This is a genomic window from Vibrio sp. 9-16B-A1 (genome assembly GCF_056726165.1).
The window spans coordinates 233,637-248,215 of sequence record NZ_JBSDZD010000002.1 but is presented as its reverse complement, the minus strand read 5'-3'; the positions used below and the strand labels follow the sequence as shown (position 1 = coordinate 248,215).

12 protein-coding genes are annotated in these 14,579 nt (G+C 51.2%); 4 read left to right on the top strand and 8 right to left on the bottom strand.

The features are described from left to right. The first annotated feature begins 107 nt into the window (after positions 1-107). Positions 108-731, top strand: coding sequence for a TetR/AcrR family transcriptional regulator (locus ACVB80_RS04815; RefSeq protein ID WP_481080136.1), 624 nt, complete (start codon positions 108-110; stop codon positions 729-731). A gap of 83 nt (positions 732-814) precedes the next feature. Here the strand turns inward: ACVB80_RS04815 and ACVB80_RS04810 are convergent, their stop codons facing one another. From ACVB80_RS04810 to ACVB80_RS04780, 7 genes are all read right to left on the bottom strand, one after another. Beyond that, the gene (locus ACVB80_RS04810) at positions 815-2,530 is read right to left on the bottom strand and encodes an amidohydrolase (RefSeq protein WP_481080135.1); all 1,716 of its coding nucleotides are present in this window, start codon (positions 2,528-2,530) and stop codon (positions 815-817) included. 401 nt (positions 2,531-2,931) lie between these two features. Further along, positions 2,932-3,354 carry an orotate phosphoribosyltransferase gene (locus tag ACVB80_RS04805; RefSeq protein ID WP_481080134.1) on the bottom strand — a complete coding sequence of 141 codons (423 nt, stop codon included), beginning with the start codon at positions 3,352-3,354 and terminating at the stop codon, positions 2,932-2,934. Between the two features lie 250 nt (positions 3,355-3,604). Continuing rightward, positions 3,605-4,024 carry a hypothetical protein gene (locus ACVB80_RS04800; protein WP_481080133.1) on the bottom strand — a complete coding sequence of 140 codons (420 nt, stop codon included), beginning with the start codon at positions 4,022-4,024 and terminating at the stop codon, positions 3,605-3,607. A gap of 438 nt (positions 4,025-4,462) precedes the next feature. After that, positions 4,463-5,833 (bottom strand): adenylosuccinate lyase, encoded by a 1,371-nt coding sequence (gene purB, locus ACVB80_RS04795; protein WP_481080132.1) that lies wholly within the window; start codon positions 5,831-5,833, stop codon positions 4,463-4,465. Positions 5,834-5,862: 29 nt separating this feature from the next. Then, positions 5,863-6,480 (bottom strand): high frequency lysogenization protein HflD, encoded by a 618-nt coding sequence (gene hflD / locus ACVB80_RS04790; RefSeq protein ID WP_481080131.1) that lies wholly within the window; start codon positions 6,478-6,480, stop codon positions 5,863-5,865. Positions 6,481-6,507: 27 nt separating this feature from the next. Next, entirely contained in the window at positions 6,508-7,614 is a 1,107-nt protein-coding gene (gene mnmA / locus ACVB80_RS04785) for a tRNA 2-thiouridine(34) synthase MnmA (RefSeq protein WP_481080130.1), read from the bottom strand. Positions 7,615-7,735: 121 nt separating this feature from the next. Further along, positions 7,736-8,437, bottom strand: a complete 702-nt coding sequence (locus tag ACVB80_RS04780) for a pseudouridine synthase (RefSeq protein WP_481080129.1) — start codon at positions 8,435-8,437, stop codon at positions 7,736-7,738. Between the two features lie 344 nt (positions 8,438-8,781). Between ACVB80_RS04780 and ACVB80_RS04775 the strand changes: the two genes are divergently transcribed. Beyond that, complete coding sequence (locus ACVB80_RS04775) at positions 8,782-11,010, top strand: NADP-dependent isocitrate dehydrogenase (RefSeq protein ID WP_481080128.1); 2,229 nt, start codon at positions 8,782-8,784, stop codon at positions 11,008-11,010. Positions 11,011-11,259: 249 nt separating this feature from the next. Here ACVB80_RS04775 and cspD read toward each other — a convergent pair whose 3' ends face one another. Then, the gene (gene cspD / locus ACVB80_RS04770) at positions 11,260-11,484 is read right to left on the bottom strand and encodes a cold shock domain-containing protein CspD (protein WP_481080127.1); all 225 of its coding nucleotides are present in this window, start codon (positions 11,482-11,484) and stop codon (positions 11,260-11,262) included. 425 nt (positions 11,485-11,909) lie between these two features. Between cspD and clpS the strand changes: the two genes are divergently transcribed. Both clpS and clpA read left to right on the top strand, forming a co-directional pair. Continuing rightward, positions 11,910-12,230 carry an ATP-dependent Clp protease adapter ClpS gene (gene clpS, locus ACVB80_RS04765; protein WP_481080126.1) on the top strand — a complete coding sequence of 107 codons (321 nt, stop codon included), beginning with the start codon at positions 11,910-11,912 and terminating at the stop codon, positions 12,228-12,230. 43 nt (positions 12,231-12,273) lie between these two features. After that, positions 12,274-14,550 carry an ATP-dependent Clp protease ATP-binding subunit ClpA gene (gene clpA, locus ACVB80_RS04760; RefSeq protein ID WP_481080125.1) on the top strand — a complete coding sequence of 759 codons (2,277 nt, stop codon included), beginning with the start codon at positions 12,274-12,276 and terminating at the stop codon, positions 14,548-14,550. The last annotated feature ends 29 nt before the right edge of the window (positions 14,551-14,579 follow it).

Below are 14,579 nucleotides of genomic sequence, written 5' to 3'. Positions count from 1 at the left end.
GTCAACTAATGGCAAAACAACGGCCTGAAAGGCCTTGCGCAACTTGCAACCCGCCAGGATTTGGGCGATCATTTGAAGGTTAACCTATTATATTTTGAGGGAGCCGGATGAAAACCCGCGATAAAATCGTCTTTGGTGCACTTGAGCTGTTTAATGAACAGGGAGAGCGTACAATCACCACTAACCATATCGCCGCTCATCTGGAGATTAGCCCAGGGAACCTTTACTACCATTTTCGTAATAAGCAGGAAATTGTCCGCAGCATTTTTGATCTCTATTCTCAGGAGCTGCTGGAGAAGTTCACCCCGGCTGCAGAAACGCCTAATGATCTCACCCTGTTGGAATACTATATGGAAGCCATTTTCACACTGATGTGGAAATACCGCTTTTTCTACTCCAATCTGCCTGAAATCCTGAGCCGTGACCCGTCACTGCACGATGATTACCTGATTGTTCAGGGCAAACTGCAGTCCAACCTGCTGGCGATTATGCAGGAGTTCCGTTCACAGCAGCTGCTTGCCGCCAGCGATGATGAAATGAAATATCTTCTGCGCACCCTGCACCTGATCGCGACTAACTGGCTGAGCTACCAGTTTACTATCTCTCCCCAAACTCAGGTAACTGAGCAAATTATTCTTCAGGGGATGAAGCAGATGACTTCGATGGTCACGCCGTATGCGACAGAAGAGGGTAAAAAACAGCTGATTGAGCTGGATGCTAAACTGAAATAGCTGGTGTAGCGGCAGGATATGATGCAGGTCTGGACGGAGCCAGACCTGCCTGAGTATTACCATCGATGAAAGGTAACCGAAGGTCAATTACGTTCAACTTGTTTCTCGTTGGTGTGAACTAACTCTCCCTCAAAGAACACCTCTTTTGCAAAAAGTTTATGGATTTCAAATACAGGAACGTTGAATGGATTGCGGTCAATAACAACGAAGTTCGCATTTTTGTTTACTTCAATTGAGCCGGCTTTATCTTCAATACGCAACAAACGGGCAGCATTAATGGTGTAGCCATTGATGGCCTGTGGCAGTGAAATGGTTTGTGAGTACGCAAATTCGTCCTGAATTTCTCCTGCCCCTGCAGGGCTCCGTGTCATTGCCTGTTCGATATGCAGGAACGGGTTCATTGGTGCCTGAATCCAGTCACTGGCAATGGTATAGTTCACGCCATAGTTAACCGCGTCTGCCATTGGCCAAAAGCGCCGGATGACATGCATTTTCATTTCAGGTTTGACGGCGTCTACCAGTTGGATGCCCAGGAACACGTTTGGTGAGAATTCCAAAAATCCGTTGACATGACGCAGACGCGGCAGATCTTTCGGGTCCACCATCATTGCGTGTGCTACCTGATTACGCAGTGCCCGGACTTCTTCCAGACCATTGATTTTTGCGGACTCTTCCATTGCGCTTACTTCAAGTTCCAGGCCACGATCCCCCATGGTATGGGTTGCGACAGAAAGCCCCAAACCGTTCCACCGAACCATATCATCCCGGAACTGTTCATAGGTGGTAAACGTCTGGCCGAAATCGGTACCATCACCGGTAAACGGTTCTTTAACCGCGATAGCCCGGCCAAATGGAGTTGAGTCAATAAACAGCTTCACGCCATCAACTTTATAATGCCCGGTCTCGTATTCGGCCCGTTTTAAAATCGCATCGTCATTGCGGAATCCAAAATAGAAGTCTTCCTGGTATGGGTAATGACGTATGTCCATTTTCAGATGACCATCCAGATCCAGCTGTTTGAACGCTGCCATCTGTACCTCATCACCTTCGAGCACTTTAATTCCGGTAAAGCCGAAAGAGGTTATGATGTCGGTAGCTTTTTTTGCGGCATAATAAACATCATCAAACTCAAACCTGGGATGATGTTTCAGGACCAGTTTGATGGCTGGCGCGGCGTTTAACCGTCCGGTCGGATTTCCCTGCTCATCCCTTACAATGGAGCCACCGACAGGGTCTGGTGTATCTTTGGTTATACCGGCAATCTGCAGGGCTTTGGTGTTGGCAACTACGACATGCCCACCGTCGTCTTCCACTACAACCGGGCGGTCTGATACATACTTATCAAGGAAATGGCGATCCATGGTGATGCCAGAGTTGAGGAAGTAGCTCCAGGAAAACGCCGCGCCGTAAATCCACTCTTTGTCCGGATTTTTATCTGCGTATGCTTTCAGAATTTTCCCAAACTCATCGGGCGTGCGGGGGATGAAGTTATCATTACGGAACAGGATATCTTCCATCATAATCACCCGAACCGGATGTGTATGGCTGTCGATCATACCAGGCATGACGAACTGCCCTTTCATATCGACCAACCTGGTGTTTTTGGTCGCCATAGCTTTGATGTCACTGTCATTGCCAACCGCAACGAACTTTCCATCGTCAACAGCAAACGCAGTTACCCATGGCTGGTTTGTGTCTACGGTATATACTTCAGCGTTGTAGTAAACCGTATCCAGTGCCAGGGCCCCAGGGGAAGCGAGCGCAATGACGAGCGCAGATACAATCGTTTTTCTGTCCATGAGCAACCCTTATTGTGTGGAAGTATTGGTGTTGACGGCGCACGTAATAACATGTTGATTCGTGCTAACACAGCTGATTTTATAGAGTATATATAAACATGCTTATTATCCGTGTGAATTGGTGCGAGGCTTGTCACTATTCTCGGCTATGTAGCAGGTACGCAGAAATACCACCGGTACAGTCTTATGCCAGGTTTGTCTGTGGTGGTTGAGGTACAGAACAGATAGTCTTCAGAATGGAGAGGGCCCGGCAGGAGTTGCCGGGTTCGAAATCAGCAGGCTGTATCAGTGAGTGAGGCTGAGAGTGTCAGTTGCTAGTGCTTTCCAGCTCTGTCTTGGTAAACAAAGGTGAAAACGTCAGTCCCAGTGCCTCCAGGGCTGCCGGCCACCGGCTTCTCTGTCTATGACACATAAAACATGATGCCGCGCTTGCGAAGAGCATGAACTGCATCTATAACAGCGCCACCGGAGGTTACAACGTCTTCAATAATCATCAGATCCTTCCTTTCAACCAGCCCTCCCTCTGCAAGTTTACAGGTGCCGTATTCTTTGGCTTTCTTTCTGACGAACAGAGCCGGCATGCCGGTTTCAAGGGAAAGTGCCGTAGCGACAGGAATGCCGCCCATCTCAAGACCCGCGAGCTGGTCATATCTTGCCGGGAGCAGGGCGCTCATTTGCTCTGCAATGGCTTTGAGGATAATGGGGTTGGCTTCAAACAGGTATTTATCAAAGTACTCCGTTGCAGTTACCCCGGAGCGAAGACGGAACTCACCGCGGATGTTGGAAATCTCGTAAATGGCTTTTGCCAGTTGTGCTTTGGTCAAAATAACCTCCCTGTTATCTGAACCTGAATGTATTAGTCAGCCAGTATGATAATGGAGAGAGGGGTGAAATGCAGTGAATGGCGGGTGTATTGAACGTGGCATTGGTCGCGGAACCTGGGATTAGGGGGTACGGAATGAGTTAAAGCAAGAATTTGTGTCATCCCGGCCGGTAGAGCCGGGATCTGGTGGGGCGTGCACTGGAGCCAGTGAGGATGTCATAACAGGGGCAGCGAGCTTTTTCGCCGCTCAGTTAGTTGTCCAGCTTTTTCCAGGCCCATGCCAGTACTATAAAAACAGGCACCATTACCAGCATGTTCCTGACACCGTCAACCCCCATCATAAAAGCCGGAAACATTGAGAATGGGTCAAAGATCATGACTGAGAAACCCGACGCAACAAGCGCATAGCCAACCCACAGCAGTGCGCCTCCTCCTGCGGAAATAACACAATAGGTTATGGCTCCGGACAGTGCGTGCCGATAGCTTGCCAGAGCATCGGGAAAGACGACTCTGCAGGCCAGGATACCGGCAACAAGAGGCATCCAGAAGATATGATGTGGTGTGCCGAACACACTCTCCTCTGTCCATTTGTACCATAGTATGGATGCGGTCAGGTAGAGGCTGTTAAGAACTACAGTAAGGATGATCTTGGGAGTCAGGAATCTGGTCATTCGTTCTGATATTTGTTGGAGTCGTGGAGAATATTATAATTGTTTGTTATTAAATCTTTGTCTGAGGGGCGTCAGTTTAAGAGGCAGGGAAACTCTTGCGTTTTGTCCGATATATTCAGCCGGATCAGGACCAGTTCCTCCCCTTTCCAAGGGGAGGTTAGGAGGGGTTTGGTAGCGTGACGGGAGTTGCAGTGCAGATAGTCGGTAACAGGCTAATGTGAAATTATCAGGCCTGACATTTACCTGCTATCCCAAAGGGGCTTTCTACATAAAAGCTTTTTCAAGAAATTGGTTTGGCGCATGCTTTATGAGATACCGGCTCAGGGCCGGGAGTATTTTTTAGATTCTGGTCAGAACGAAAACAAAAAAAAAGCCGCCCTGCAAAGCAGGACGGCTCTTAACCCAGTACCCAGAGCCAAGCACCCAGGGCCGATAAACTTACAGCGAATCAGTCAGCTCAATAGCCTGACCAATGTAGTTCGCCGGAGTCATCTCTTTCAGACGTGCTTTCTCGTGTTCTGGCAGTTCCAGGCCGTCGATGAAAGCGCGCATTGCATCGCCGTCTACACGCTTACCACGGGTCAGCTCTTTCAGCTTCTCGTATGGTTTCTCGATGCCGTAACGACGCATAACGGTCTGTACAGGCTCAGCCAGTACTTCCCAGTTCTTGTCCAGCTCTGCCAGCAGTGCTTCGCGGTTTACTTCCAGCTTGCTGATGCCCTTCAGGGTAGAGGTGTACGCGATGATTGCGTAGCCAGCGCCCACGCCCAGGTTACGCAGAACGGTTGAGTCAGTCAGGTCGCGCTGCCAGCGTGAGATTGGCAGTTTCTGTGCCAGGTGGCCGAATACTGCGTTCGCCAGACCCAGGTTACCTTCTGAGTTTTCAAAGTCGATTGGGTTAACTTTGTGCGGCATGGTTGAAGAGCCGATTTCACCCGCGATGGTCTTCTGCTTGAAGTGACCCAGAGCGATGTAACCCCATACGTCACGGTCGAAGTCGATCAGGATGGTGTTGAAGCGTGCGATAGCGTCAAACAGCTCTGCGATGTAATCGTGCGGCTCGATCTGAGTGGTGAACGGGTTCCAGGTTACGCCCAGAGATTCAGTGATGAACTCCTCGCTGAACTGGTGCCAGTTTACTTCAGGATAAGCAGACAGGTGAGCGTTGTAGTTACCTACAGCACCGTTGATTTTCGCCAGGATCTCAACGTTAGCGATTTGCTTGTACTGACGCTCCATACGGTACGCCACGTTCGCCATCTCTTTACCCATGGTAGAAGGAGAGGCAGGCTGGCCGTGGGTACGCGACAGCAGAGGAATGTCACGGTACTCTTCTGCAAGCTTGCTGATTGCGTCGATGATGTTGCGGATCTCAGGCAGGATCACGGTATCGCGCGCTTCTTTCAGCATCAGAGCGTGAGAAGTGTTGTTGATGTCTTCTGAAGTACATGCAAAGTGAATGAACTCGTTCACTGCGTGCAGCTCAGGAACACTGGCCACTTTTTCTTTCAGGAAGTACTCAACCGCTTTTACGTCGTGGTTGGTAGTACGTTCGATCTCTTTGATACGTGCTGCGTCTTCTTCGTTGAAGTTAGCCGCAAGCTCGTCCAGGAATTTGTTTGCTTCAGCGCTGAAAGCAGGCACTTCTGCGATGGCATCAGTGGCTGCAAGCTTCTGTAGCCAACGGATTTCAACGATAGCGCGGTACTTTAGGAGGCCATACTCACTAAAGATGCTGCGTAACGCAATCGTTTTACTGCCGTAGCGGCCATCTACTGGTGAAACAGCAGTCAAAGCTGACAGTTCCATGTTGTTCTCCTGAAATTGTGTTAGTGGGGTTAGATTCGGGCCAAAAGAATTTGGGCCTGCTCGATCATTTTTTTGCGGCCGAAAATCAGATGGCGACGCTTACCACCGGTCTGGCGCCAAAGTACGGCGCAGCGGATGCCGGAAAGCAGCAGGGCGCGCACTTTGTGCTGGTTGGTGGTTTGCTGTAATACGGATGGGGTGCCGGTGACCTGGATACGCGGGCCGACAGGGCTGATCACGTCCAGGTAGATGCTGGCAAGGTTGCTGATCATCTGGTCATCGAACAGGTCGAAGTGTTCGGTCTGGCGCTGAACCATGGAGATGCGGTCGCCCAGCTGGGCCATCGAATCACGGCGGGCAGAGAGCTTGCGCTCCAGCGCCATCAGGCTGATCAGGTAACGGGTCACTTCACTGCCGGCCGGGGTGCTGTCGATACCAGAGATCAGACATTCAAGGCCTTGTTTGAGGTCAGATTCGTGACCGAACACATCCAGCGTGCTGGCTGGATTGGTGTTCAGAATCGCGTTGATGGAAGTTTCAAAAGCGTCTGAATCACAATGACCGTCTTTCGCGACCTGTTGAACCAGGGCAACAGCCTGACACATGCCTGCGAATGCGATTGTACGGTCGTATAGTGTATTAGCCACTTAGAAACTCCTCTTTATATACTGCTTTTAAATTCGTTGTTCGATGATGCCACCGCCCAGGCAGACATCACCATCGTAAAATACGGCGGACTGTCCCGGAGTCACCGCTACCTGCGGCTCGTCGAAGATCACCTTAATGGTCTCATCATCAACCGGGATGATGGTACAAGGGATATCGTGCTGGCGGTAACGGGTTTTCACCGTGCAGCTGCGTGGCTCGCGAATGACTTCGCGGTCAACCCAGTGCAGCTGGGAAGCAACCAGACCCTGCGACTTCAGCAGTGGGTGGTCACCGCCCTGTACGGCGATCAGTACGTTACGCTTGAGATCTTTGTCTGCCACGTACCATGGCTCTTCGCTGCCGCCCTTACGGCCACCGATGTGAAGGCCCTTACGCTGACCCAGAGTATGGTACATCAGACCCTGGTGCTCACCGATCACTTCACCCTCAGGGGTTTTGATTTTACCCGGTTGCGCAGGCAGGTAGCGAGAAAGAAACTCAGTAAATTTGCGCTCACCGATAAAACAGATGCCGGTTGAGTCTTTTTTCTTGGCGGTGATGAGATCCTGCTCTTCCGCAATGCGGCGTACTTCAGGTTTCTCCAGTTCACCAACCGGGAACAGGCTGCGTGCAACCTGATCTGAACTCAGGGTGTACAGGAAGTAGCTCTGGTCTTTGTTACCGTCCAGACCGCGCAGCATTTGCGGCTTTTCGCCTTCGGCAGTCGGGAAGGTGCGGCGCACGTAGTGGCCCATAGCGATATAATCCGCTTCAAGCACTTCATCTGCAAACTCCAGGAAGGCTTTGAACTTGATTTCTTTGTTACAAAGAATGTCCGGGTTTGGCGTGCGGCCGGCTTTGTACTCTGCCAGGAAGTACTCGAACACGTTGTCCCAGTACTCAGAAGCAAAGTTAATGGTGTGCAGATGAATACCCAGTTTGTCACACACAGCCTGAGCATCGGCAAGATCTTCCGCCGCGGTGCAATACTCTTCGTTGTCGTCTTCTTCCCAGTTTTTCATAAACAGACCTTCCACTTGGTAGCCCTGTTGTTTAAGAAGATACGCTGACACAGATGAGTCCACACCGCCGGACATACCGACAATCACTTTCTTTTGGCTGTTATCTGACATGGTTCTCTACCACAAAAATTACTCGGACGCAGATTCTATCAGAAAGAATTGTGTCAAAACAGATCCGGGAGCTTAATCACAGTTTTTTCGGCCAAATTCAGTTCACTGGCGACAAAAATGCTCAGAGTTTAACCTCTTTCCATTCGCCTGGCTGAAGGTCGCCGAGCTGCCATTGCCCCATTGAATGGCGGATAAGGCGCAGGGTCGGAAAACCGATGTTGGCAGTCATGCGTCGCACCTGGCGGTTGCGTCCTTCGATGATGGTGATTGCAAGCCAGGTGGTCGGGATGGCGGCGCGAAAGCGCACAGGCGGATTACGCTCCCAGACCGCGGGCTGTTCCATTACCTCTACTTCTGCTGGCAGGGTAGGGCCGTCTTTTAGTGTGACGCCATCACGAAGTTTCTGCAGGTCAGTTTCTGTTGGTGCGCCTTCGACCTGCACCCAATAGGTTTTGGCCGATTTTGATTTTGGCTGAGTCAGGCGCGCCTGAAGAATGCCGTCGTTGGTCAGCACCATCAGCCCTTCGCTGTCGCGATCCAGGCGGCCGGCGGCGTAGACATCTTTGACCGGGATATAGTCGGCCAGGGTTTGGCGGCCTTCGCCATCGGTAAACTGGCTCAGGGTATCGAACGGCTTGTTAAACAGGATGATCTTTCGTTCTTCCGGGCTGATAGCGGGTTTCTTAGCCTGTGAACCTGGCTTGCGCGTACCTTTTCGCGGGGGATTTCCGTGGCTGCTACCGGAAGGTTTGCTGCGTTTAAAACGGGTTTTACCAGCCGGGGATTTGTCGGAAGAAGAGACGCTGCGGGAGCGGAAAGACATGTTAACTACCTTGCAAAAATGTAAATGCGCTGTGGGCAAAAGTTTAAAATAAAAATCAGGTACGCTATGATCTGGCCGCCCTGAAACGGTATTCAACTCTTAAATCAACAGCATAGCATGTGCTGTGTTTGATACCGGATGGCGCTCAGAAAGGCGACACCTGGCCAATAATATGATAAACAGGTGTTTGTTCGCAAAAACTTGCGGTCAGGAGAGGGGAAAAGGGTTCCCCACAGGATGTTGTGTCACCGCTTCCGGAGTCGGGGGTGGAGCACTGACCAGCAATACAGATATACAGCTCTGTTCCTCATCCAACGGAGACTGTCAAAAAATAGGGAAATTTCATGTCAACGACTAAGCCTACGATTATTTATACCATTACTGATGAAGCCCCGGCATTGGCAACTTACTCTCTGCTGCCGATCATTCGTGCATTCACGGCTTCTTCAGGAATTGAGGTAGATACCCGGGACATTTCGCTGGCGGGGCGGATCATTGCTAACTTCCCCGAATACCTGAGCGAAGAGCAGCGCATCGGTGATGCCCTGACAGAACTGGGTGAACTGGCTAAAACGCCGCAGGCAAACATCATCAAACTGCCAAACATTTCCGCTTCAGTCCCTCAGCTTAAAGCGGCAATTAAAGAGCTGCAGGAGAAAGGCTATGCGCTGCCGGACTACCCGGAAGAGCCGGCTAACGATGAGCAGGCAAAAATCAAAGCGACTTATGACAAAGTGAAAGGCAGTGCGGTAAACCCGGTGCTGCGTGAAGGTAACTCTGACCGCCGCGCGCCACTGTCTGTTAAGAATTACGCGAAGAAAAACCCGCATTCGATGGGCGCATGGCGCTCTGAGTCCCAGTCTCATGTGGCCAGCATGGCGGATAAAGACTTCTTCGGCAGTGAGAAATCACTCACCCTGGATAAAGCAACTCAGGTTCGTATCGAGTTCACCGATGCCGCGGGTAACACTCAGGTGCTCAAGCCGGAGTTTTCCCTGCAGGATAAAGAGATCATCGATACGGCTGTGATGAACAAGAAAGCCCTGGTGGCGTTTTTTGAGCAGCAGATCGAAGAGGCGAAGCAGCAGGACGTACTGCTGTCGTTGCACATGAAAGCGACCATGATGAAAGTCTCGGATCCGGTGATCTTTGGTCATGCGGTGAAGGTGTACTACAAAGACGTGTTTGCGAAGTACGCAGCGCTGTTTGAAGAGCTGGGTGTGGACGCCAACAACGGTATTGGCGATGTGTACGCGAAAATCTCGTCCCTGCCACAGGCGCAGCAGGATGAAATCAAAGCTGCGCTGGATGCGGTATATGAAACCCGCCCGGCACTGGCGATGGTTGACTCAGACCGCGGTATCACCAACCTGCATGTACCGAGTGATGTAATTGTCGATGCCTCTATGCCGGCCATGTTGCGTTCATCCGGCCAAATGTGGGGCCCGGATGGCCGCCTGAAAGACACCAAAGCGATGATCCCGGACCGCAGCTACGCCAGCGTGTACCAGGCGGTGATTGATTTCTGTAAAGAACACGGTGCATTTGACCCGACGACCATGGGAAGCGTGCCTAACGTAGGTCTGATGGCGCAAAAAGCCGAAGAGTACGGCTCACATGACAAAACCTTCATGCTGCCGGCAGACGGTGTGGTGAAAGTGGTTGATACAGATGGCAATGTGCTGCTTGAGCAACCGGTGGAGCAGGAAGACATCTTCCGTATGTGTCAGGTGAAAGACGCACCGGTACAGGACTGGGTGAAGCTGGCGGTAACCCGCTCGCGTGCAACCGGTGTACCGGCGGTATTCTGGCTGGATGAAAACCGCGCTCATGACGCCGAGCTGATTAAAAAGGTTAACCAGTACCTGCCAGAGCACGATACTTCCGGTCTGGAAATTAAGATCCTGGCACCGCTGGAAGCAACCAAATTCTCGCTGGAGCGTATTAAACAGGGGCTGGACACTATCTCTGTGACCGGTAACGTACTGCGTGATTACCTGACCGACCTGTTCCCGATTCTGGAGCTGGGTACTTCGGCCAAGATGCTGTCCATCGTGCCTCTGATGAATGGTGGCGGTCTGTTTGAGACCGGTGCGGGTGGTTCTGCGCCTAAGCACGTTCAGCAGGTTCAGAAGGAAAACCACCTTCGCTGGGACTCGCTGGGTGAGTTCCTGGCACTGGCGGCCTCTCTGGAGCACCTCAGTACAGTAACCGGCAACGGTAAGGCTCAGATTCTGGCTGATGCACTGGATAAAGCCACCGGCCAGTTCCTGGACAACAACAAGTCACCATCACGTAAAGTGAATGAACTGGATAACCGCGGCAGCCATTACTACCTGGCCACCTACTGGGCACAGGCTCTGGCAGAGCAGGCAGAAGACGCAGAGCTGTCTGCGCAGTTTGCTCCGGTAGCCAAAGCTCTGGCAGAAGGCGAGGCAGAAATTGTTAAGCAGCTGAACGACGCTCAGGGCGTACAGGGTGAACTTGGCGGTTACTACGCACCGGACGATGCAAAAACGGCAGCGCTGATGCGCCCAAGTGCATTGTTGAATGAGGTGATTGACGCGTTGTAATTAGTCGCAGAACATTATGAGTAAGGCTGCCTGAAAGGGTGGCCTTTGTTTTTTGGGGATTGGGTTGACAGGTCCTGGTGCCTGGGAATAGCTACCCAGAACCCAGAACCTGTTCTTTAAAAACAAAGAAGCCCGCAAACACGGGCCTCAGGCACCAGTCGCGATCAGCAAAATGGGGTGCGACAGGCAGTCGCAAAAGAGGGCTGAGCGCTGTTGGTGTAACTGCTCTTTATGGGAGCATATTTTAATTTATTTTACAGCTTCCCCTTCAATCGGGACAACTGAACTTGCATGGTAGCCTTTAGGGCCCTCTTCTATTTCGTAAGACACCAACTGGCCTGCCTTGAGGGTGCGATACCCATCCATTTTGATGGTTGAGTAATGAGCAAAAATATCACCATCGTCACCACCTTCTGCGCAGATAAAACCAAATCCTTTGGCGTTATTGAACCACTTTACTGTACCTGTAGCCATGCGTTACATCCTTCGTTGCATTGTTTACTGACTGAGTTGTTACGGTGCAATCCTGGCGTCATGCCGTTTGGGTTGCGTTTACGGGGTTTGATGCATGTCACTTCATAGCAATAAAATTTCAAAGCATCAGAACACAATTTAGTCAATGACTTGCGGGAGTCAATAGTTTTGGGGAATAAACTCTAACACTTTCACAAAGATTTCAGTTTTGAGATTAACAAAGTATTAACTGAGGAATGATTTGACACGTGCTGCATCACACAGTGAGCTTCTGATGGAACTGTTATTTTTTAGTCAGTTACGTTTCTTTGAAGCGCCGCGATAGCAATGTTTTATTTGCAGGGATACAATTGCTGCATTAGTCTTTAACTGAGAGTGTTTTAAAGCCGATAACGGCAAAAAAGCGCCAGAATTTCGACGGAACCATGAGTAAGCAATATCAATGGGTCACTCCAGACTCAGATCTACTGGAGAAAGAGAAAACAAAAGTCCGTCCACCGGCGATGTACAACGTCGTGCTCAACAACGATGACTACACCCCGATGGATTTTGTTATTGAAATTCTTGAACGTTTTTTTTCCATGGATTTGGAAAAAGCAACGCAAGTGATGCTCAAAGTGCATTATGACGGCAAGGCGATTTGTGGCACGTTTACTGCAGAAGTTGCTGAGACCAAGGTGGCCCAGGTCACCACGTATTCACGGGAAAATGAGCATCCACTGTTATGTACAATGGAACAGGCATAAAAAGTCTGTGTGAACAACGGAGTTGTTCTTTGGGGAGGTACTTATGCTGAATAAAGAACTAGAGTCGAGCCTTAACAGCGCGTTCGCACGCGCAAGGGATAAGCGCCACGAATTTATGACAGTCGAGCATCTGTTGCTGGCACTGTTGGACAACGGGGCGGCTCAGGAAGCGCTGAAGGCCTGCCAGGCAGACCTGGACGTTCTGCGCCAGGAACTTGATGCATTTATCGATCAAACCACGCCCCTTATTCCCGAAAACGATGATACCCGCGAAACCCAGCCAACGCTGAGTTTCCAGCGCGTACTGCAACGCGCGGTATTCCACGTTCAGTCTTCCGGTCGCAGTGAAGTGACCGGCGCCAACGTACTGGTTGCCATTTTCAGCGAGCAGGAGTCGCACGCGGCTTACCTGCTGAAGAAAAATGACATCAGTCGTCTGGATATCGTTAATTTCATTTCTCATGGTATTACCAAATCTCCGCAGAGCGGGGATGAAGATCAGCACTCCGGCGGTGTGTTCGGTGATGATCAGTCTGGTGAAGAGGGTAACTCAGAAGAGCGCCTTGAGAATTTTGCCACCAACCTGAACCAGCTGGCCAGACAGGGCAACATTGACCCGCTTATTGGCCGTGACAAAGAGCTGGAACGTACCATTCAGGTACTTTGCCGCCGCCGTAAAAACAACCCGCTGCTGGTGGGTGAGGCCGGTGTGGGTAAAACTGCGATTGCAGAAGGTCTGGCCTGGCGCATTGTTGAAGGTCAGGTACCGGAAGTGATCCAGGACAGCGTGATCTACTCGCTGGATATCGGCTCGCTGCTGGCGGGAACCAAGTACCGCGGTGACTTCGAGAAACGATTTAAAGCGATTTTGCGTCAGCTCGAGAAAGAAGACGAAGCCATCCTGTTTATCGATGAGATCCACACCATTATCGGTGCGGGTGCCGCCTCAGGCGGACAGGTGGATGCGGCTAACCTGATCAAACCACTGCTGAGCAGCGGTAAGCTGCGTTGCATCGGTTCAACCACCTATCAGGAATACAGCAATATCTTCGATAAGGAGCGCGCGCTGTCACGACGATTCCAGAAGATTGATGTGGTGGAGCCATCGCTGGACGATACCACCAAGATCCTGATGGGCCTGAAGCCAAAATACGAAGCGCACCACGAGGTTCGCTACACCAAGCAGGCACTGCGTGCTGCAGTAGAGCTGTCGGCTAAGTACATCAATGAACGTCACCTGCCGGATAAAGCGATCGACGTGATTGATGAAGCGGGAGCCCGCTGTCGTCTGGCTCCGGCCAGCCGTCGTAAGAAAACTGTGGGAGTGTCGGATATTGAGAATATGGTTGCCAAAATGGCCCGTATTCCAGAGAAGTCAGTGTCGTCTACCGATAAAGACATTCTTGCCAAACTGGACGCCAAGATGAAAATGCTGGTGTTTGGGCAGGATCCGGCTATCGAAGTGCTGGCAGAAGCAATCAAACTCAGCCGTGCCGGCCTGGGTGCGGATAACAAGCCGGTTGGTTCGTTCCTGTTTGCTGGTCCTACCGGTGTGGGTAAAACCGAGGTTACCCTTCAGTTGTCCAAACTGCTGGGTGTTGAGCTGCTGCGTTTCGATATGTCTGAGTATGGTGAGCGTCATTCGGTAAGCCGTCTGATTGGCGCACCTCCGGGTTACGTGGGTTATGACCAGGGTGGTCTGCTGACTGACTCTGTGATCAAGCATCCGCACGCGGTGGTGCTGCTTGATGAGATTGAAAAAGCGCACCCGGATATCTTCAACCTGCTGCTGCAGGTGATGGATAACGGTACCCTGACTGATAACAACGGCCGCAAAGCGGACTTCCGCAATGTGATCCTGGTGATGACCACTAACGCCGGTGTGAGTGAAACTGTGAAGAAATCGATCGGTCTGATCGAGCAGGATCACAGCCATGATGCGATGAGTGAAATCAACAAGGTGTTTGCACCTGAGTTCCGTAACCGTCTGGATAACATCATCTGGTTCAACAGCCTGAGCGAAGACGTTATTCACCTGGTAGTGGACAAGTTCATCGTCGAGCTTCAGGCGCAGCTGGATTCCCGTGGCGTGTCGATGGAAGTATCCCAGGATGCCCGTCACTGGCTGGCAGAAAAAGGCTACGACAAGACCATGGGCGCCCGTCCTATGGCCAGGGTTATTCAGGAGCAGCTTAAGAAGCCTCTGGCGAATGAGCTGCTGTTTGGCTCACTGGTCAACGGTGGCACCGTCAGGGTGACGCTGAAAGACGGCGAGCTGGACTTCCATTACGTGGACAAGGCCACGGAAGCGGTCCATTAATCTGACTCAAACCTGATAAAGCGCGCGGT

Coding starts and splice junctions, on each gene's coding strand:
- ACVB80_RS04815 (WP_481080136.1), top strand. CDS start 108: ATGAAAACCCGCGATAAAATCGTCTTTGGTGCACTTGAGCTGTTTAAT.
- ACVB80_RS04810 (WP_481080135.1), bottom strand. CDS start 2,530: ATGGACAGAAAAACGATTGTATCTGCGCTCGTCATTGCGCTCGCTTCC.
- ACVB80_RS04800 (WP_481080133.1), bottom strand. CDS start 4,024: ATGACCAGATTCCTGACTCCCAAGATCATCCTTACTGTAGTTCTTAAC.
- purB (WP_481080132.1), bottom strand. CDS start 5,833: ATGGAACTGTCAGCTTTGACTGCTGTTTCACCAGTAGATGGCCGCTAC.
- mnmA (WP_481080130.1), bottom strand. CDS start 7,614: ATGTCAGATAACAGCCAAAAGAAAGTGATTGTCGGTATGTCCGGCGGT.
- ACVB80_RS04780 (WP_481080129.1), bottom strand. CDS start 8,437: ATGTCTTTCCGCTCCCGCAGCGTCTCTTCTTCCGACAAATCCCCGGCT.
- ACVB80_RS04775 (WP_481080128.1), top strand. CDS start 8,782: ATGTCAACGACTAAGCCTACGATTATTTATACCATTACTGATGAAGCC.
- cspD (WP_481080127.1), bottom strand. CDS start 11,484: ATGGCTACAGGTACAGTAAAGTGGTTCAATAACGCCAAAGGATTTGGT.
- clpS (WP_481080126.1), top strand. CDS start 11,910: ATGAGTAAGCAATATCAATGGGTCACTCCAGACTCAGATCTACTGGAG.
- clpA (WP_481080125.1), top strand. CDS start 12,274: ATGCTGAATAAAGAACTAGAGTCGAGCCTTAACAGCGCGTTCGCACGC.